The organism is Clostridium nigeriense, assembly GCF_050585245.1.
Classification (GTDB): domain Bacteria; phylum Bacillota; class Clostridia; order Clostridiales; family Clostridiaceae; genus Clostridium; species Clostridium nigeriense_A.
This window is the reverse complement of sequence record NZ_JBNOOF010000007.1, coordinates 129,572-149,331: the sequence shown is the minus strand read 5'-3', so window position 1 is coordinate 149,331 and position 19,760 is coordinate 129,572. Positions and strand designations below refer to the sequence as shown.

At 29.6% G+C, this 19,760-nt stretch carries 16 protein-coding genes and 1 riboswitch; of the genes, 6 read left to right on the top strand and 10 right to left on the bottom strand.

What is annotated here, in order from left to right; genetic code table 11:
• Positions 1-130: 130 nt before the first annotated feature.
• Together ACQPUY_RS12265 and ACQPUY_RS12260 are read left to right on the top strand one after the other, a co-directional pair.
• Positions 131-1,891 (top strand): glycoside hydrolase family 35 protein, encoded by a 1,761-nt coding sequence (locus ACQPUY_RS12265; protein WP_430841523.1) that lies wholly within the window; start codon positions 131-133, stop codon positions 1,889-1,891.
• Positions 1,892-2,198: 307 nt separating this feature from the next.
• Complete coding sequence (locus ACQPUY_RS12260) at positions 2,199-3,329, top strand: anaerobic sulfatase maturase (RefSeq protein WP_430841522.1); 1,131 nt, start codon at positions 2,199-2,201, stop codon at positions 3,327-3,329.
• 317 nt (positions 3,330-3,646) lie between these two features.
• Here the strand turns inward: ACQPUY_RS12260 and ACQPUY_RS12255 are convergent, their stop codons facing one another.
• On the bottom strand, positions 3,647-5,122 hold the full coding sequence (locus ACQPUY_RS12255; RefSeq protein ID WP_430841521.1) for a leucyl aminopeptidase: 1,476 nt from the start codon (positions 5,120-5,122) through the stop codon (positions 3,647-3,649).
• Between the two features lie 320 nt (positions 5,123-5,442).
• On the opposite strand from ACQPUY_RS12255, the gene ACQPUY_RS12250 reads away from it, so the two are divergent.
• Complete coding sequence (locus ACQPUY_RS12250) at positions 5,443-7,467, top strand: penicillin-binding transpeptidase domain-containing protein (protein ID WP_430841520.1); 2,025 nt, start codon at positions 5,443-5,445, stop codon at positions 7,465-7,467.
• A 77-nt stretch (positions 7,468-7,544) separates the two neighbouring features.
• On the opposite strand, the gene ACQPUY_RS12245 is transcribed toward ACQPUY_RS12250, so the two are convergent.
• The 6 genes from ACQPUY_RS12245 to ACQPUY_RS12220 all read right to left on the bottom strand — a co-directional run bounded on the left by ACQPUY_RS12245 (position 7,545) and on the right by ACQPUY_RS12220 (position 15,768).
• Positions 7,545-8,117, bottom strand: a complete 573-nt coding sequence (locus ACQPUY_RS12245; protein ID WP_430841519.1) for a xanthine phosphoribosyltransferase — start codon at positions 8,115-8,117, stop codon at positions 7,545-7,547.
• A gap of 86 nt (positions 8,118-8,203) precedes the next feature.
• Positions 8,204-8,305, bottom strand: a riboswitch (purine riboswitch).
• A gap of 35 nt (positions 8,306-8,340) precedes the next feature.
• Entirely contained in the window at positions 8,341-8,850 is a 510-nt protein-coding gene (nrdG, locus tag ACQPUY_RS12240; RefSeq protein WP_430841518.1) for an anaerobic ribonucleoside-triphosphate reductase activating protein, read from the bottom strand.
• A gap of 24 nt (positions 8,851-8,874) precedes the next feature.
• Positions 8,875-10,137 (bottom strand): CapA family protein, encoded by a 1,263-nt coding sequence (locus ACQPUY_RS12235; RefSeq protein WP_430841517.1) that lies wholly within the window; start codon positions 10,135-10,137, stop codon positions 8,875-8,877.
• Positions 10,138-10,237: 100 nt separating this feature from the next.
• Entirely contained in the window at positions 10,238-12,160 is a 1,923-nt protein-coding gene (locus ACQPUY_RS12230; RefSeq protein ID WP_430841516.1) for an aconitate hydratase, read from the bottom strand.
• 20 nt (positions 12,161-12,180) lie between these two features.
• Positions 12,181-13,344 carry a homocitrate synthase gene (gene nifV, locus ACQPUY_RS12225; protein ID WP_430841515.1) on the bottom strand — a complete coding sequence of 388 codons (1,164 nt, stop codon included), beginning with the start codon at positions 13,342-13,344 and terminating at the stop codon, positions 12,181-12,183.
• 309 nt (positions 13,345-13,653) lie between these two features.
• The gene (locus ACQPUY_RS12220) at positions 13,654-15,768 is read right to left on the bottom strand and encodes an anaerobic ribonucleoside triphosphate reductase (protein WP_430841514.1); all 2,115 of its coding nucleotides are present in this window, start codon (positions 15,766-15,768) and stop codon (positions 13,654-13,656) included.
• Positions 15,769-16,057: 289 nt separating this feature from the next.
• On the opposite strand from ACQPUY_RS12220, the gene ACQPUY_RS12215 reads away from it, so the two are divergent.
• The 3 genes from ACQPUY_RS12215 to ACQPUY_RS12205 all read left to right on the top strand — a co-directional run bounded on the left by ACQPUY_RS12215 (position 16,058) and on the right by ACQPUY_RS12205 (position 17,634).
• A complete protein-coding gene (locus tag ACQPUY_RS12215) occupies positions 16,058-16,903 on the top strand; it encodes a DegV family protein (RefSeq protein WP_430841513.1) in 846 nt (281 codons plus the stop codon).
• Between the two features lies 1 nt (position 16,904).
• Positions 16,905-17,366: a PadR family transcriptional regulator gene (locus ACQPUY_RS12210; protein WP_430841512.1), complete on the top strand. Its 462-nt coding sequence runs from the start codon at positions 16,905-16,907 to the stop codon at positions 17,364-17,366.
• A 67-nt stretch (positions 17,367-17,433) separates the two neighbouring features.
• Complete coding sequence (locus ACQPUY_RS12205) at positions 17,434-17,634, top strand: hypothetical protein (protein ID WP_430841511.1); 201 nt, start codon at positions 17,434-17,436, stop codon at positions 17,632-17,634.
• Positions 17,635-17,703: 69 nt separating this feature from the next.
• On the opposite strand, the gene ACQPUY_RS12200 is transcribed toward ACQPUY_RS12205, so the two are convergent.
• The 3 genes from ACQPUY_RS12200 to ACQPUY_RS12190 form a co-directional block, all read right to left on the bottom strand.
• The gene (locus tag ACQPUY_RS12200; RefSeq protein WP_430841510.1) at positions 17,704-17,892 is read right to left on the bottom strand and encodes a ferredoxin; all 189 of its coding nucleotides are present in this window, start codon (positions 17,890-17,892) and stop codon (positions 17,704-17,706) included.
• A gap of 68 nt (positions 17,893-17,960) precedes the next feature.
• Positions 17,961-18,788, bottom strand: coding sequence for an Mrp/NBP35 family ATP-binding protein (locus tag ACQPUY_RS12195; protein WP_430841567.1), 828 nt, complete (start codon positions 18,786-18,788; stop codon positions 17,961-17,963).
• A gap of 26 nt (positions 18,789-18,814) precedes the next feature.
• A complete protein-coding gene (locus tag ACQPUY_RS12190; RefSeq protein ID WP_430841509.1) occupies positions 18,815-19,654 on the bottom strand; it encodes a hypothetical protein in 840 nt (279 codons plus the stop codon).
• Between the last annotated feature and the right edge of the window lie 106 nt (positions 19,655-19,760).

Sequence of the window (19,760 nt, the reverse complement as noted above, 5' to 3'; positions counted from 1 at the left end):
AAAATTGTAAGCTAAGGACTTTATAAAAGCTTTAAAATATAGATATTATAATATATCTTAATGTATATAAAATAATGCAAAAGAAAGTACTTCATAAATTTTAGGGTATTAGATTGGGAGGCTTTATATTATGAATAATTTTGAAATACGGGAAGATTTTTATTTAAATGATGAAAAAATTAAAATTATTTCTGGTGCTGTTCATTATTTTAGAATTGTTCCAGAATATTGGAGAGATAGATTAGAAAAACTTAAATCTCTAGGATGTAATTGTGTTGAAACATACATTCCTTGGAACTTTCATGAAGTTAGACAAGGCGAATTTAACTTCTCTGGAAACAGAGACTTTGTCAAATTCATAAAAATTGCTGAAGAGTTAGGTTTATTTGTAATTCTAAGACCTACCCCATATATCTGTGCAGAATGGGAATTTGGTGGATTACCTGCATGGCTTATTAAAGATGATTCTATGAGGGTTAGAAGTACCTATCCTGGCTTCTTGAATGCAGTAGATTCATATTTTAAAGAGTTATTTAAGCATATTGCTCCTCTTCAAATAACTAATGGTGGACCTATAATAATGATGCAAGTTGAAAATGAATATGGTTCCTTTGGAAATGATAAAAGGTACCTTAATTCAATTAAAGATTTAATGATTAAGCATGGAGCTACTGTCCCATTATTTACTTCTGATGGGGCTTGGAAAGAAGCCCTTGATGCTGGTACCATCAAAGATATTTTGCCTACAGCAAATTTTGGTTCAAGATCAAAAGAACAAATTACTAATCTTAAAAGATTTATGGATGACAACAATATACAAGGGCCTCTAATGTGTATGGAATTCTGGATTGGATGGTTTACTAACTGGGGTGGAGAGTTTAAACGAAGAGATAGCAAAGATGCTGCTAGGGAATTAAATACTATTCTTGAAGAAGGTCATGTAAATATTTATATGTTCCATGGTGGAACTAGCTTTGGATTCTATAATGGATGTAGTTATCATAATGGTCAGGACCCACAAACTACTACTTATGATTACGATGCACCTTTAACTGAATGGGGTGAACCTTCTGATAAATATAATGAATTCAAAGAAGTTATATCAAAATATACGATACTTCCTAATGTGAAATTGTCCACTAAAATAAAATTTAAAAACTATGGAGAATTTAAACTTACTAACAAGGTATCTTTGTTTAATACATTAGATACAATTGCCTCTCCTATTTATAATGATATAACTTTAAATATGGAAAAACTTAATCAAAACTTTGGATATATATTATATAGATCTAACATAGGTAGTAAGCGCAATATTGAAAAGAGTAAATTAGTAGATTGTGATGATAGAGCTCAAGTATTTATAAACCAAAAACATGTTGCTACTCAATATAAGGAAACCATGGGAGAACCTATTCCACTTACGTTAAATAAAGAAACTAATAACATTATGGATATATTAGTAGAAAACTTAGGAAGAATAAATTATGGTGCCAGTCTAGTAAGTCCTAAACAGCGCAAGGGTATAAAGGGTGGAGTAATGTTAGATATTCACTTTCATTCAGGCTGGGATCATTATTGCCTAGATATGGAGAATATAGACAATGTTGATTTTTCTCTTGGATATGAAACTAAAACTCCAGCCTTTTATGAATATAAATTTAATATAAAAGAAAGAGCCGATACATTCTTACATACTCATAACTTTGGAAAGGGCTGTGTTTTTGTTAATGGATTTAATATAGGACGCTTCTGGAATATAGGCCCAACAAATTATTTATATATTCCTTCACCCTTACTAAATGAAGGTGAAAATAAAATAGTTATATTTGAAACTGAAGGGAAATATCATAATAGCATTACACTAAGCGATACCCCATTGTATATTTAGAAATTAGCAATCAAAAATATTTATATTCTGATAATACTTATATCAATTACTATTATGTACTAAATTAATTATTATGAAAAAGCTGAGTAAAAATGTTTCATCCAAGTACTCCTAAAATAGAATTTGCTTTAGGAATTAATTTCATTTTATTTCTTAAATATTTTTCATAACATTATTCTAATACTCTCACATAAATTTTATTTAATTAGTATTATTATGGCTTTACTTGTTTTTTTACTAATTCATTTTAATATGTATATACCAAAACCTTTACACAAACTCTGGACATTATAAAAGGAGGATTTTTATGAGAAAGAATTTAAACTTGATGATTAAACCTTCTTCAAGCAAATGCAATTTAAAATGTAAGTATTGTTTCTACAACTCTATATCTGATGCAAGAGAAATAAGGGATTATGGATTTATGAAAGAATATACTATCAAAAAAATATTAGATAGAGTGTTTGAATATTGTAATGGCGGTAATTGTTCAATAGCCTTCCAAGGTGGAGAGCCATTACTTATAGGAATAGATTTCTACAAACAACTTATGGATTATATAAGAATAAATAACCTTAATGGTACAAGCTTCTCCTTCGCATTACAAACTAACGGAACACTAATTAATAATGAGTGGGCAAATTTTTTTAGTGAGAATAATTTTTTAATTGGTATTTCTCTTGATGGTAATAAAGATTTACATAATCTAAATAGAGTCGACCATTTAAATAATGATTCATTTAACAGGGTAATGAATGGAATACATACATTAGAAAAATATAATGTAGACTATAATATACTCACAGTTATTACTTCTGCTTTATGCAAAAAAATTGATTCCACCTATAATTTTTATAAAAAGAATAATTTTAACTACCTTCAATTTATTCCTTGTTTAGAGCCACTAGAAAACTCTCAGATGAATTTAAGTAGTTTCTCTATAACACCATCTCAATACGGTGATTTTTTAATTAATCTTTTTGACCTTTGGTACAAGGATGCATTATCTGGAAAATACGTAAGCATAAGATTTTTCGATAATATTTTAGGATTATTCTTTAACAAAGATTACGAGGCTTGTGAAATGAAAGGAATCTGCTCATGTCAGCATATTATAGAAGGTAATGGTGAAGTTTATCCATGTGATTTTTATACTTATGAATCTTACAGCATTGGAAATATATTAAAAAACTCCTTTGACGATATTCATAAAAATAGCAGCACATTAAATTTTATTAATTCGTCTAAAGATATAAATGACAAATGTAAAAACTGTGCTTACCTTAATTTTTGTAGAGGTGGTTGTAGAAGACACAGAGAAAATCAAAAAGGTAATCTGAATTACTTCTGCGAATCATATTATAAATTTTATTCACATTCCTTAGAAAAGTTTAAAAATGTAGCACTTAAGATCCAAAGAGATAACTTGAGGAGGTAGATATAATTGTTACGGCTTAAAATGATATGAAACTATATTTATAAATTTTGCTCGAATTTAACTGCTGAAGAAATAATAAATAATCCTTATATAGGAATTTTTTCTTTAGATATATCTGAAAATTTAAATATACTAAGAAACAATGCATCTTCTGATTTAAATAAGTTATATAAAGATGGTATTCTAATAAAAATAAAAGAAGCTAAAAGAGAAAGCAAAATGTAAGTAGAGATAATAACATCTCTACTTACATTTTTCAATAATATATAATTAATTATTCTATAAACTACTCAAGTAGTTTCCCTTAATTATAAATTTTATTTACTTCTTCTCTTAGCTAATTCATATAATGTATGAACTGGAGCTCCTGTACCACCTTTAACCCCTAAATCGCTATTACTTGAAGTCCAAGCTGTTCCAGCTATATCTAGGTGTAACCATGGTTTATCTTGAACGAATGCTTCTATGAATAATCCTGCAGTTATTGTTCCTGCAAATCTTCCTCCACTATTCTTTAAGTCTGCTATATCAGATTTAATTAATTCTTTATAATCATCAAAAGCAGGTAATTGCCACATCTTATCTCCAGTATATTCTGAAGCTGATTTTAATTCATTGTAGAATTTATCATTATTGGTAACTACTGCTGTAGTAGTTTCTCCTAATGCAACTAAAGCTGCTCCTGTTAATGTTGCTAAATCTATAACTTCATTAACCTTTTCTTCAGTAATAATGTAATGAACAGCATCTACTAAAGTTAATCTACCTTCAGCATCTGTATTAACAACTTCTATAGTCTTTCCAGCCATAGATCCTATTACTTCGCCTGGCTTATAAGCTTCACCAGAAATTAAGTTTTCACAGGATGCTACAACTGCAATTACATTAAGCTTTAATCTTCTTTTAGCAATTATAGACATTGCTCCTATAACTGAAGCTGCTCCACCCATATCTGATTTCATATCTACCATACCACTAGTTGGCTTTATTGAATATCCGCCTGAATCGTAAGTTAATCCCTTACCTACTAATCCAAGAACATTATCCTTATTATTCTTATCTCCAAAGTATCTCATAACTATAAGTTTAGGTTCCTTTGCAGATCCTTTTGCAACATTATAAAATGCTTCCATCTTTAAAGCTTTTATTTTATCTACTCCATGAACTTCTACTTCAAATCCACTCTCTTTACCAACTTTAACTGCTTCTTCTGCTAAAGTTTCAGGGTAAATAACATTTGATGGTTCATTGACTAAATTTCTCGCAATTATTATTCCATTAGCTACTTCAACACCTTCACTAATTGCATCTTCTATTTCCTTAGTAGCTTCTTTTATTCCACATCTAGAAATTGAAACTTTTAATTCTTTTTCTTCTTTAGCATCAGTTTTATATTTATTAAATGTATAACTTGCTAATTTTGCTGAAGTTGCCATAGCCTTTATTAATTCTTCAAGCTTTATAGCTTCAGTATGAGGCACTCTTAAGAATATGTTTGTAAGTCCTAAAGACTTAAGTTTCTTAATTCCCTTTCCTGTTGCTTCTCTAACCTTATCTAGATTTAAATTTTCTTCCTTTCCTAAGCCAACTAAAATTACTGTTTGAATAGTATCATTAAGTTGTCTTGTGAAGGTATAAACTTCTCCATTCTTTCCATTGAACAATTCTTTTGCTTCTGCAAATTTTATATTTCTATTTAACTCTTCATTTGATACTTGTAAATTACCTTCTAATAAATATATAACTAAAGCATCAGCTGTTGAACAAGTTAAACTTCTATAATTTATACTCATTTAATCACCTCGTTTTAACTTCCTTTTACTCATAATACCACTATTAGGAAATCTATTCAATGGATAATAATTATTATTTAATTCATTTTTTAAAAATTTTTAATTTTTTATTGTATAAAAATTTATATATGGTCAATACTACTAATGTAGATACAAAACCTGTTTATACAGGTCCCATCCCCCATTTATTTATAAAGCGCTTCGGCGCTTTTTTATTTTATAAAAATTCAAGATAACATTTTCTTTTTTATTATGTAGAGCTATCACTTTAATGGTATAATTTAGAATATAAATTATATTTTAAGGAGATAGATAAATTCATGAAATTAAAAGCATATTTAAAATTAACTGTATTATCTACATTTCTCATAGCATACATGCTAATATCTACTGGTTGTACAGGTTTAAGTAAAGCTGAAAAGGTTTATAACAGCTTTACTGAAAAATGGGCTGCAGCTGATTATTCATCTATGTATGAAATGTTAACTAATGAATCTAAAGAATACATATCAGAAGATGATTTTATTTCAAGATATACTAATATTTTTTCTGCCATAAACGCTAATAATTTAACTTTTGAAGTTGATGGTGAAAAAGTAAAAGAAGATGGAATAATTACTATTCCATTTAAATTAAATATGAATTCAATAACTGGTGATCTTAACCTTACTGATTATAAACTAACTTTAATTAAAGAGGATAAAGATTACAAGATAAAATGGGATGAAAGTTTAATATTCCCTAATATGGTTAAGGACGATAAAGTAAGAGTTTCTACTACACAAGCTAAAAGAGGCAGTATACTTGATAGAAATGGTAATGTACTTGCAGAAGATGGAACCTTAATTACAGTAGGTATTTACCCCTCAAACTTTAATAAATCAGATGTAGAAGCTAAAATTGCTGAAATAGCAAATGCATTAGACATAAGTGAGGATAATATTACTTCTAAGCTAAATGCAAATACTAATCCTGAACATTTTATTCCTTTAGTAGATATATTACCAAATGACTCAAAACTATCTACTCTTAAAAATAGAGATAAAGAAGGAATTCTTTTAAATGAAAAAGTTGGTAGAGTTTATTATGGTGGAGAATCCTTTGGAAGATTAATTGGATATATTGGAAGTATTACCGCAGAAGAATTAGAGGCAAATACCGAAAAAGGATATAATGAGACAAGCCTTATTGGAAAAGCAGGATTAGAACAAGTTTATGAAGATACCTTAAGAGGTGATGACGCTGCTGAAATTTATATAGAACGTGGTATGGATAAGATAACTATTGCCAGCACAGAAGTAAAGAATGGAAATGATATTAAATTATCTATAGATACTGATTTACAAAATAAAATTTATAGTGAAATGACTGGAGAAAAAGGGGCTGCTACTGCTGTTGACCCTAAAACTGGTGAAGTCCTTGCAATGGTAAGTGCTCCTTCCTATGACTCAAACACATTTACTACTTATATAAGTAAAACACAAGAAGCTAAATGGGAAGAAAATGACCATACAGATGAAATAAATAGGTTTAATAAAATTTATTCACCTGGCTCTACTATGAAATTTTTAACATCAGTTATTGGTTTAGAAAATGGTGTTATAGATCCTAATGAAGAAAAAGATATAGAAGGTTTAACTTGGCAAGAAGATAGTTCTTGGGGTGATTACAAAATAACCAGGGTAACAGACCCAGGTAAATCAGTAAACTTAAAAGATGCTGCTAATTACTCAGATAATATTTATTATGCTCAAGTAGCCTTAGAGCTTGGAAGTGAAAAATTTATTAATGGACTTAAGAGCTTTGGAGTAGGAGAAGAGTTAACATTTGAATATCCAATGGAAACAACTCAAATATCAAATGATGGAGAATTAAGTAGAGATATACTTCTTGCAGATACAGGATATGGACAAGGTGAAATCATGGTTACTCCACTTCATATGGCTTTATTTTATAGTACTTTAGCAAATGAAGGTAATATTATGCAACCTAGATTAGTTATAAGTGAAAATTCTGAATCGAAAATTTGGAAAGAAGGATTAATTTCAAAAGATAACTTACCAATTTTAGTAGATACATTTACAGCATTAATTAATGATTCAGGAGCAACCCTTGCAGATGGAGCTGTTCCAGGACATAGAGTTGCTGGTAAATCCGGTTCTGCTGAAATAAAAGAATCTCAAGATGACACTAATGGAACTGAAAATGGATGGTTTGTTTCTGTGGATCCTGATTCATCTAAAATATCAATTGCTATGATAATTGAAGATGTAAAAGGAAGAGGAGGTAGCCATGTTACTATCCCTAAAGTAAGAAACGTTATGGACTATTATCTAAATAAGTAACAATAAAAAGGAATTCAGCTATATGCTGAATTCCAACCTAAATTTTTAATTCTTCATTTTTAATTTTTCATTAAAATCTACTTTATTATAGCTTTTCCATCTTCAAACTTTTCTATAATTGCTAAAGACTCAACTCTAACACCCATTTCCTCAAGCACACTTCTACCTTCTTGGAAGCCTTTTTCTATTACTATTCCAATTCCAACTAAGTTTGCTTTTGCTTGGTTTACTAAATCAATTAGCCCTTTAGCTGCACATCCTTTAGCTAAAAAATCATCTATTATTAATATGTTTTCACCTTCATTTAAAAATTGTTTTCCCACTCTAACTTTATATATCTTATTTTTAGTAAAAGAATGAACTTCTGATTCATATACTTCTTTATCTAAATTTAAACTCTCTGTCTTTTTGGCAAAAACAACTGGTATATAATCAAAATATTGAGAAGCAACAGCGGCTATTCCAATACCTGAAGCCTCTATTGTTAGTATCTTATCTATTTTTTCTCCTTCAAATCTCTTTCTAAACTCTTTTCCTACTTCATTTAAAAACTTAATATCCATTTGATGATTTAAAAAAGAATCAACTTTTAATATATTTCCCTCTCTTACTTTTCCTTTATTCATTATCATATCTTTTAATAATTCCATGTGCTTTTCCCCTTTACTACTTAGTAATATAGTATTCTAGAAGCTTGTCCTTTTAATATTCTCAGTAATAAAGCCAAGAAAAAACTCAGGGCAATATTTTTCTTCGTAGTTAGGATATTTACGGTTTCCTAGTAGAAACACTTGAACCATATTTTCAAGCATATACGAATACTATAATATTCTTTTTTGATAATTATAATATTTTAAATTAAATAAGGCAAGTTTAATAATTTAAAGTAACTATATTACCGGTTATAAGGCTCTCTTTTACGTCTATAATTCTTTGATTAGTTGAACCTCTAAATCTTAATCCTTCAACAGCTTTATCTTGTTCAAATTTTCCATCAACTAATACATCTAAATTATTAATTAAATCCTTCCATCCTTTTCTCTTATCTAAATTCTTAAGTATATACTCAAATTTATATCCTGTATAACTCCAAATGTTTAATTTTTTTTCTTTAAAAGCCATTGCCATATATGAAAACTCTTCTGCTCTTTCAAATGGATCTCCACCACTAAATGTAATACCCTTAATCATTGGATTTTTATATACATCATCTATAAGTTCTTTAATATTTTTCTCTTCTCCCCCTGAAAAATCATGTGTTTCTGGATTAAAACACCCTTTACAATTGTGATTGCAGCCTTGAGAAAAGAATACTCGTCTAATACCTGGCCCATTTACTAAGCTTTCATAAGCAATTCCTGATAATCTAATAGTATTCTTCAATGATTACATCCCCTTTGATATAATTTAATCTCTTATTTTTATTTTATCACTATATGATTCAATTATACCTTTACTTCTATTAAAAGATTCTACTACCCTGCTTTTTCCTGAATCAATTAAATATGCAGCATCATCTATAGTTGCTGGTACTACCTCATAAAATAACTTATTATCCTTACCATACCAATTTACCCAAGTTGGTATATATGTTGGATATTCTACTTTTATTTCTCCAGTGTCTTCATTTTTATTTATTTTAACGAAAACTATAACTCCATCTTCTGTATAAGGATTTTCTATCCTCTCAGTTCTTTGACTAGATAAGAAATTGCCCATAGAATAAATAACTGAAGTTTCATGAAGTCCATCATCTGATTTAATAACATCTATTGGTTGTAATGAATGCGGATGAGTAGCAAAAATAACATCCACTCCGTTATTTGCTAAGAATTGAGCTATTTCTATTTGAGTCTCATTTGCCTCTAATTCATATTCATCTCCCCAATGCATATAAAATATTATAACTTCAGCTCCATCGGACTTCATTTTATTTATTTCTTCCTTCATATTCTGAAAATCCTCTTCTAAGGAATCTTCTCTAAATGTATTCATTAATGGATAAACTTCACTTGATATATGGATTCCATTTAATCCTCTGACTCCCCCCTCAGCTGTCATAGTATAACTATAGGATATTATTCCAACTTTTATTCCTTTAACATCCTTTATTATATATCTATCATCATCTTCACTTGACCTAGTTCCTATTATGTCAAATCCTCTATCTTCTAAAACTTCTCTAGTTCTATAAAACCCTCTAATGTCCCTATCTAACGAATGATTATTCATATTATTAACTATATCTATTCCTGCCCACTTCATTGCATCTGCTAATTCATCTGGAGCATTAAAGCTTGGATATCCTGAAAATCCATAATTTTCTATACCAGATAAAGTCCCTTCTAAATTTGATATAGTTAAATCAGCATTGCTTAAATATTCTTTTACATATTGAAGTGTATTTTTAAAATCATAGCTATCGCTTTCTGAGTCATATTGAGTTTCTAGTATTTCCTTATGTATTAGTATATCTCCAGTAGCAGCTATTTCTATTGTATTTATATTCTCTTTTTCTTCCTCTGCTTCACTAATTACTTCTCCAACACTTTCTATGGAATTTTCTTTACCCACTTCGCTTGATAATGTTTTCATCTTGGGAATATAAAATAATCCTACCAAAAATAAAGCAAAAACAAATAATAAAATAATAATTACTCTCTTCTTCATACTTCCTCCTTATATATTGTTCAATTTCAATTATATCCCAACTAATAAAATAAAAACAGCATGCAAAACAATATTGCCTTGTATGCTGTTTATATAAAATTTACCCTTTTATCTTAACATAACTAAGTCTTCCGCCAGCTTTAATAACTTCAATTTCTTTTTCTGTTAAATTAATATATACATTAAATAAGCTTCCTTTAGTAACATTCTTAATTATAGTCTTACCATTAACTAAAGCAGATTTAATATCAGTTACTACAAGTTCATCTAAAAGCCCTATATTATCGTAATCTACCTCAGCTTCAAATTCCATTGGTATTATACCATTATTAATAAGATTTGCTTTATGAATTCTTGCAAAAGATTTGGCTATTACAGCTTTAACTCCTAAATATAAGGGAACAAGAGCTGCATGCTCTCTACTAGAGCCTTGTCCATAATTATTCCCTGCTACTATTATACCACCATTTTTTTCTTTTGCACGCTTAGGAAAATCTTCATCTACTGTATTAAAGCAATATTCAGCTAAATACGGTATATTAGATCTAAATGGTAATAATTTAGAATTTGAAGGCATAATATGGTCAGTAGTAATATTATCCTCAACTTTTATTAATACTTTTCCAGATAAATCCTCACCTAATGGCTTATTCACCGGGAATGGCTTTATATTAGGTCCTCTAAGAACTTCTACATCTTTTCCATTTTCAGCTGGAGTTATTATCATAGAATCATCTATTAAGAATCCTTCTGGCATTTCTATCTTTATATCTACATCACATTCTCTTGGATCTGTTAATACACCATTTATAGCTGAAACAGCTGCTGTCTCTGGGCTTACTAAATAAACCTTAGCTGTTAATGTCCCACTTCTCCCATAAAAATTTCTATTAAATGTTCTTAAAGATATACCATCAGTTCCAGGAGCCTGTCCCATCCCAATGCATGGTCCACAAGAATTTTCTAATATTCTTGCTCCTGCACTAATAATATCACCTAAGGCTCCGTTTCTTGCAATCATCTCCATAACTTGTCTAGAGCCTGGTGCTATTACTAAACTAACATCCTTATGAACCTTATTTCCTTTTAATATTTTTGCAACCTTCATTAAATCTTCATAAGAAGAGTTTGTACAACTTCCTATTGCAACTTGATCAACTTTTATTTTACCTATACTTACTACTTCTTCAACATTATCTGGACTATGTGGTTTAGCTGCTAAAGGTCTAAGTTCATTTAAATCAATAGTTATTTCTTCATCATAAACTGCATCTTCATCAGGTTTAAATTCTATCCAATCTTCTTCTCTTCCTTGAGCCTTAAAATATTCTAATGTTTTTTCATCACTTGGGAATATTGATGTAGTAGCACCAAGTTCTGCTCCCATATTAGTAATTGTAGCTCTTTGTGGCACTGAAAGAGTCTTAACTCCTTCTCCAGAATACTCAAATACCCTTGAAACACCACCCTTAACTGTTAATCTTCTTAAAACTTCAAGAATAATATCTTTTGCTGCTACCATAGGCTGTAATTTACCAATTAAATTAATTTTGCAAACCTTTGGAGTAGTTATATAATAGGCTCCTCCCCCCATTGCTAATGCAACATCAAGTCCACCTGCCCCCATAGCAAGCATACCAACACCTCCTGCAGTTGGAGTGTGACTATCTGATCCTATAAGAGTATCTCCAGGAACTGAAAATCTTTCTAAAAATACCTGGTGGCAAATTCCATTACCGGGCTTAGAGAAATAGACTCCATATTTTGATGCTACAGTTTGTATGAACTTATGATCATCTGCATTTTCAAATCCTTGCTGTAACATATTATGATCAATAAATGCTACTGACTTTTTAGTCTTAACTTTATCTATTCCCATAGCCTCTAATTGTAAATATGCCATAGTACCTGTTGAGTCCTGAGTTAAGGTTCTATCTATTTTAATTCCTATTTCCTTACCTATTTTAATTTTTCCTTCAACTAAATGACTTTTTAGTATCTTATAAACTAAATTGTCTCCCATTATTTATTGCCCCCTTTAAGTTAATTAACATTTTGTTCCTTTATTCTTAAGTATTCCTTGTATATTTGAACTAGTTCCTTATCAAATAAACTTCTCTTAAGTCTTACAGAAGTTGCTCTCACCATTTGAAGAACTCCTTGAGCTGAAATGTCGTCTAAATCTACTCCATACTCTTTAAACTTATTTATAATTCCGGCTTTTCCAGAGTGCTTTCCTATAACTATTTGTCTTTCAAGTCCAACAATACCAGGATCAAAAGCTTCATAATTCTTTGGATTTTTTATAGCTCCATCTGCATGAATACCCGATTCATGTGCAAACATATTATCCCCAACTATTGCCTTCCAAGCTGGAAGTATTCTTCCTGATGCTCTTGATACATATTCAGAAACTTCTCTAAACATAGTTGTATCCATATTTCCCTCATAGTTATATACAAACATTAGTCCCATTAAAACTTCTTCCAAGGCAGCATTACCAGCCCTTTCCCCAAGACCATTAACTGTAACCCCAACATGAGAAGCCCCGCCAATAATACCTGCTATAGCATTTGCAGTTGCCATACCAAAATCATTATGAGTATGCATTTCTATATCGAAGTTAGTCTTTGAGTAAAGATATTTTATATTATCACAAATTTTAAATGGTTCCATTATCCCAACAGTATCACAATATCTAAATCTATCAGCACCAGCTTGTCTAGCAACTTCAATAAATTCAATTAAAAATTCCCTATCAGCTCTTGATGCATCTTCACCATTTACTGAAACATATAATCCATTTTTCTTGGCGAATTCTACTGATTTAACCATATTTTCTAATACCCAATCTCTAGATGTTCTAAGTTTATGTTGTATATGGATATCAGAAACTGATATAGAAATTGCTACCGCATCTACTCCACAGTCTATTGACTCTTCAATATCCTTTATTACTGCTCTATTCCAAGCCATAATACTAGATTTTAAATTTCTCTTTGCAATTCTTTTTATGGCTTCTTTTTCATCTCCACCCATAGTAGGAATTCCCACTTCAAGTTGATCTACCCCAAGGTCACTTAACATACTAGCTATTGCTATCTTTTCATCATTAGCAAAAACAACGCCAGCTGTTTGTTCTCCGTCCCTTAATGTAGTATCTACAATAAAAATTTCTTTACCATCTTTCACATTCTTTACTGACATAAGCTTCCCCCTTAAAATTATTTATTACTTACTACTAAATAAAGTTCCCCAACTGAAAAATCCATAATTTCCAAAAATTATTAATAATAATTTTACCATATATAGTTAATTCAAACAAGTGAAATCACCATTGATTTATATGAAAATTGCAAGTTTTTATAAAATTATTTCACTTTTTCTTTGCAAAATAATTTTATATATGATTTTTTCACAAATTTCTGCAATGAAAATATAAAATCTTGCATCTAAGAAAGTGAAAAGGCAAGCTTCTCTTTAAAATTAGATTATCTTGCCTTTTATACTCATTCATTAAATCACACTATAATTTTTTTTGTTTCCAGAGTGAGAAATCCTATCTGCCCTTTCTTCATATTTTCCAGGACCAAACCTTTCATCTAAGCTTAAGTATCCAGTTACTCTAGATACTCCTTGAATCTCTTCACTTCCACATTTATTACACTTTCTTTCACTACTATTTAAGAACTCTCCACAATTTTTACAATATCTTATATGAAAATTAATTCCTAAATAGCTTATATTTGTACTCTTATATGCATAATTCAATATATCCATTATAATTTCCCCAGAAGGTCTATCATCTACCTCTATATAACTAATATGTCCTGCATTACAAAGTTTGTGATAAGGTGCTTCGATATCTATTTTATCCTTTATTGATATAGGATAATTTACTGGAATATGAAAGCTATTTGTATAGTAATCTTTATCTGTAATACCTTTAATTATTCCAAAAATTTTCTTATCTTGTTTTATAAATTTACCAGACAACCCCTCTGCTGGAGTAGCATAACAACTCCAATTTAGTTTAGTTTCTTCAGTTAGTCTATCTACAAACTTTCTAATATACGTAATTATTTTAATACCTAACTCTCTTGACTCTTTATTTTCACCATGATGATGTCCTACTAAAGATACTAATGTTTCTGCAAGTCCTATAAACCCTATTCCCCATGTACCTTGCTTTAATATTGGTTCAATAGAATCTTCTTGGGACAACCCTTCAGACCCCTTTATTAATCCTTGCCCAGCCACAAAAGGTAAATCTTTAACTCTTAGTTTTTTCAAAACATCATATCTATTCAACAAAGCTTCTTTTGCTAGCTCTAGTCTTGTATCTAATATGTTAAAAAACTCTTCTACATCACCTTTAGATTGCATTCCTATTCTAGGTAAATTAATTGTTACAGGGGCAATATTCCCCCTACCTTTACAACCAGGTTCACCATTAATATTTTTCATTAAATAAGTTCTACATCCCATGGTTGCTGGCATATATCCCTTATCATAATATTCCTTATTAAAATCTGCATCTATATTCATAAATGTAGGATTCATTCTTTTAGCTGCCACTTCACAAGCTAATTTATACAAATAATAATATTTATCTTCTGGCTCTCTATTTATCCCCTCTTTAACCCTAAATATTATGTTAGGAAAAATAGGTTGCTCTCCTTTACCTAATCCCTTTTCATATTCTTTTAAAAATATTTCACAAATTAATGCAGCATCATCAGAATTAGGTATTCCTAAATTAATTGAACTAAATGGTACCTGCGAACCAGCTCTTGAATGCATTGTATTTAAATTGTATACAATTCCTTGCATAGCCTGATGTACTCTCTTTTTTAATCTTTTTTCGGCTAAAACTTCAATTTTATCATTATCAACACCTAACTCCTCAAGTTCATCTATTATTTCTTGTCTAGTAGGCTCAATAAATATAGATAAATCATTATCAAAATCTGGATGTGATTGACCACCAAACATATCATTTTGTGATGATTGAAGTAATATGCATGAAAGCTCAGCAGCTGTTTCTATTCTTCTTGGAGATTTAATAGTTCCATAACCTGTATTAAACCCTTTTTCAAGTACCTCTCTTGTTGGTATATGAAGACAATTTATAGTTAAATTATAACTATCTAGGTCATGAAAATATAAATCTCCAATTTCGTGAGCCCTTGCCAATTTTTTGGGCATAATGGCTAGATTATGCCACTTATTAGACTCTGATGCTATTCTTAACAGCTTTGAGCTGAAATTATTTCCTACATTTGCATTATCCCTATCAGTTTCTACTCCTATTTTTTCAATAGCTTTCATCAAATCTGATTTTATTTCTCTAACCTTAGTTCTTTCTCTTCTATAGTTAGAATAAATAAATTTAACATTTTTATATCCTTCATGAATTAAAGATTTTTCTACTATATTTTGAATTTCCTCAACAGTTATTTTGCTTCTATTTTCTTCCTCAATATAGCTTGTAGCTTTTTGCACTACTCTTAATACTTCACTTTCCCTTAGCTTTTCCCCAATTTCTTCTCCAGACTTTTTAATTGCATTTGCTATTTTAACTGAATCAAAAGGAACTTCCCTTCCATCCCTTTTCACTACATATAGCATATAATCAACCTCCCAAATACTACATATTGTATAACATTAGTATTCATTATATTACTTTAAATTATTCTTTTCAATTTAGAAAAATCTAGCATTTTCTAGTATTTACATTATAAACTATTCTAAATTTATAATTACCCTGTTTTTATTATTATTTAAATTTGACAATTCCCTTCTTATAACACTAAAAACTATATCAATAGTGATAAGATTTAATATTATCACTATTGATATAGTTTTTCGTTATGATATAATTAATTTATAATTATGGAATGATTATTAGGAGGATTTTATGCAAAAAATAGCATTATTAGTTGATAGCGCATGTGACTTATCTCTTGAAACAATAAGGGAAAATAATATAAAACTACTTCCACTTAGAATATCTTATTCTCATGGAGAATATAAAGATATGTTAGATATATCTGCAGATGAAATTTATAGCAATTTAGAAAAAGAGGTTCCAAAAACTTCTCTTCCTAGCGCAGAAGATTTAGAAGAAATATTATCTTCATTAGAAAATGAAGGATATACCCATGTTATTGCTGTTACTATTTCTAGCGGTTTATCTGGAACATTTAACTCTATAAGATTAGCTTTAGAAGATCATCCTAAGTTAGTATCTCATGTTTTTGATACAAAGATTTTAGCTATGCCTGAAGGAATAGTAGCTTTTGAAGTAGCAAAGTTAATTGAAGCAGGTAAAAGTTTTGAATATATAGTGGATAATCTACCAAATATAAGAAAAAGTATAACAGGATATTTTACTGTTAATACTTTAGACTACTTAAAAAAAGGTGGAAGAATTGGTAAAATTGCAGGAACAATAGGAGAAATGCTAAACCTAAAACCTATTGTTACTGTTGATGAGGATGGAATTTACTATACAGTTTGCAAGGCTAGAGGCAGAAAACAATCTATTCTTAGACTTACTAATATTTTAAAAGAATCCCTTTCTCAAGGCCCTTGTAAGGTTTGGGTTCTTCATGGTGGAGCTTTAGAAGAAGCTAAAAGCTTTTTAGAATCTTTAAAAGGATTAGATAATATAATGAGCCTTGATATTTCTCAAATAAGCCCAGCTTTAGGAGTTCATGGAGGCCCAGGTTTACTTGGTCTTGCAATTCAAAAGGTAGATTAGTATGGATGATTTAAACCTTCACTTAAGTAGTATAGAAGATATAAAAGAAGAAGAAAAAAGACTGCATCAGGAGTATAAAGAAAAGCTTGCTGAACTAAAAAAGATTCAAAAAGAAAAGGAATCTGTAGGTCAAGTTTTTACTAAAGGTTTATTACCTATATATGTTCTCCATATACTTAGTATCAGTCCATCAAATGGAAATGATATTGCTAATAAAATAGGTGAAAAGACAGCTGGACTTTGGCTACCAAGCACCGGGGGAATATATCCATTATTAAAGAAACTTGAAAAAGATGAGTATATATTTGGTGAATGGGATAATCCTAAGAAAAAGTTTCAAAAGGTCTATTCTTTAACTCCTAAAGGCATTAAGGAGTATGAAACTAGAAAAAATCTTCTAAAACCCAAAATAGAAGAATCTCTGAAGGTATTTAAAATTATTTACAGAGATTTATATAAATAATCATTATTTGTATTAAAATTTTTATTTATGAGCAGAATAACATTAACAACTTATAGGTGGTGTTATTTTGAAAGGAAAAGTAATTGATTATAATTTTTTTGAAGCATTTGTTGCATTAGAAGATGATACGATAATGAAAATGCCTTTAAGCCAAATACCAGGATATTTAAATTTAGGAGATACTATTAATATAGATACAACTAATGTTAGTTGCAGTCCAAGCAACAAGCCTAAGATTACTCAAGATAAAATAGTTGATTTCTTTTAAAGATTATAGATTCTTCTAAATATTAATTCCTAAAAATAAAAAAGATGCTTGATTCAAGCATCTTTTTTATTATGATACACTAATTGCACTTACTGGGCAACTTGCTTCTGCATCCTTAGCTTCATCTTCATGCTCGCTAGGAACTTCAGGGGTTTTTGCAACGGCCTTGCCATCATCATCCATTTCAAATACTACCTCACAAATAGATGGACATAAACCACATCCAATACATATATCTTTATCTACATGAGCTTCCATAATATTCGCTTCCCTTCATAATTAATTCAATTATATTGTTCCCGCAAGGTTAATTTTTATGTGCTATATTAATATAGGCCTTCAAAAATTAATGAATATAAATCATTATTAACTACATATTCTTCTGCCTTTCCTTCTTCTAAGGCCTCTGTTAAATCAACATTAATAGGCAATTCACCAATTAGTGGTATTCCTAAATATTCTGCATGCTCTTCTGCTGATTTTTTACTAAATACCTTTATCTTAGTATCACATCCTGGACAAGTGATATAAGACATATTTTCCACTACTCCTCTTATAGGTAATGGCATCTTATTAGCCATTGCTATAACTTTCTTAACTATCATAGATACCATATCTTGTGGAGTTGATACTATGATAAGTTCAGTAATAGGAAAACTTTGCATAACAGTTAGAGTTATATCCGACGTCCCAGGTGGCATATCTATTAATAAGTAATCTAAATCCTCCCAAACCGTATCAGTAAATAATTGAGTTAATACACTAGTTACTATAGGACCTCTCCATACTACTGGATCATCTTCTTTTGGAATTAATAAGTTCATTGAAAGAACCTTAACCCCTCCTTTTGATAATACAGGATAATACTTAAAATTATTTTCATCAATAGGCTCTATTTTGGCTCTCTTATCATTTATGCCAAAAAACCTAGGCATAGATGGCCCCGTAATATCTGCATCTAAGACACCAACCTTGTATCCTTTTTTCCTTAATGTACTAGCTAATATTCCAGTAACGGTAGATTTACCAACTCCACCTTTACCACTTATTACGCCTATAACATTCTTTATTACACCATATTTAGGTTTTATTTTTCCATTCCCACTTTGACCAAAATTTAAAACTTTCCCAGTCTTTTTCTGATTTTGATTCATTGAACTATTTGACATAATAACACCTCCTACCAGTTTCTCTTAACATCCTTTGGAAGATCATCCTCCGTATAAATGTTAGTGTCCCATTCGTTATATTCATTTTCTCCAACTATATAATAGTAATATTGATCTTTTTCTTGCTTATCCTCAACTGTTATATTACTTTTATATTGAGTTGTACTATACCCTCTATTTTTAATCCTTATTATAATATCGAAATCACTTTCATTATTATCTATTATATCTATATTAGGCGCAATTTTTCGTGCTTTCTTTAAAAAGCTTTCCAAATCTGTAGAAAATATATATTTTAAACAATCTACATCCCCTTTAATATCTACACCTATTTTTCTATTTTCATAACCTAAAGTATTACTTAAATTGTTTATTATGTCTAAAACAGGCTCATAGTATATGTACTCAAAGTCTCTAGGTTTACTTATTATAGATAGATTTTGAAGAATTCCTTCATCAAGTCTTTTAGATACAGTGAAACTCATTTCATCATTATAAAAGTTTCCTTCATATTCACCTACAACATAATTAAATTGTTCAACTTCATCCCCCATAGTAATTTCAACTTTATAATCTGGTTGTAAATCTGATTTAGTTTCACTAACCTTTGCCTTTGCTAAAAGTTCATACATATTTAAAATCGCTTTTTCATCAGTTACTAAAAACTTAAAAGACTCATCCCTTACACTTTGAATACTTATTTGGTCTACTTGATTACTTCCTACGTAGTCAAAATATCCATTATTACTTTTAAACTTATTTTTTATACTATCTATAACACTACAAGATGTTAAGTTAACAGATAATATCATCAATAATACAGCAATTAAATACTTTGTTGTTTTTTTCAATAATATCCTTCCCCTCTAAAAAAGGTTATCCCTACAATTCTTAATAGTTAATTAGGAGAAGTAATAACTTCTCCTAATTATAAATAAATTATAATACTTTAATTCT

What these genes read in the sequence shown, in the direction of transcription:
- ACQPUY_RS12265 (WP_430841523.1), top strand. Translation starts at nt 131, where the DNA reads ATGAATAATTTTGAAATACGGGAAGATTTTTATTTAAATGATGAAAAA.
- ACQPUY_RS12260 (WP_430841522.1), top strand. Translation starts at nt 2,199, where the DNA reads ATGAGAAAGAATTTAAACTTGATGATTAAACCTTCTTCAAGCAAATGC.
- ACQPUY_RS12255 (WP_430841521.1), bottom strand. Translation starts at nt 5,122, where the DNA reads ATGAGTATAAATTATAGAAGTTTAACTTGTTCAACAGCTGATGCTTTA.
- ACQPUY_RS12250 (WP_430841520.1), top strand. Translation starts at nt 5,443, where the DNA reads ATGAAATTAAAAGCATATTTAAAATTAACTGTATTATCTACATTTCTC.
- ACQPUY_RS12245 (WP_430841519.1), bottom strand. Translation starts at nt 8,117, where the DNA reads ATGGAATTATTAAAAGATATGATAATGAATAAAGGAAAAGTAAGAGAG.
- ACQPUY_RS12235 (WP_430841517.1), bottom strand. Translation starts at nt 10,137, where the DNA reads ATGAAGAAGAGAGTAATTATTATTTTATTATTTGTTTTTGCTTTATTT.
- ACQPUY_RS12230 (WP_430841516.1), bottom strand. Translation starts at nt 12,160, where the DNA reads ATGGGAGACAATTTAGTTTATAAGATACTAAAAAGTCATTTAGTTGAA.
- nifV (WP_430841515.1), bottom strand. Translation starts at nt 13,344, where the DNA reads ATGTCAGTAAAGAATGTGAAAGATGGTAAAGAAATTTTTATTGTAGAT.
- ACQPUY_RS12220 (WP_430841514.1), bottom strand. Translation starts at nt 15,768, where the DNA reads ATGCTATATGTAGTGAAAAGGGATGGAAGGGAAGTTCCTTTTGATTCA.
- ACQPUY_RS12215 (WP_430841513.1), top strand. Translation starts at nt 16,058, where the DNA reads ATGCAAAAAATAGCATTATTAGTTGATAGCGCATGTGACTTATCTCTT.
- ACQPUY_RS12210 (WP_430841512.1), top strand. Translation starts at nt 16,905, where the DNA reads ATGGATGATTTAAACCTTCACTTAAGTAGTATAGAAGATATAAAAGAA.
- ACQPUY_RS12200 (WP_430841510.1), bottom strand. Translation starts at nt 17,892, where the DNA reads ATGGAAGCTCATGTAGATAAAGATATATGTATTGGATGTGGTTTATGT.
- ACQPUY_RS12195 (WP_430841567.1), bottom strand. Translation starts at nt 18,788, where the DNA reads ATGAATCAAAATCAGAAAAAGACTGGGAAAGTTTTAAATTTTGGTCAA.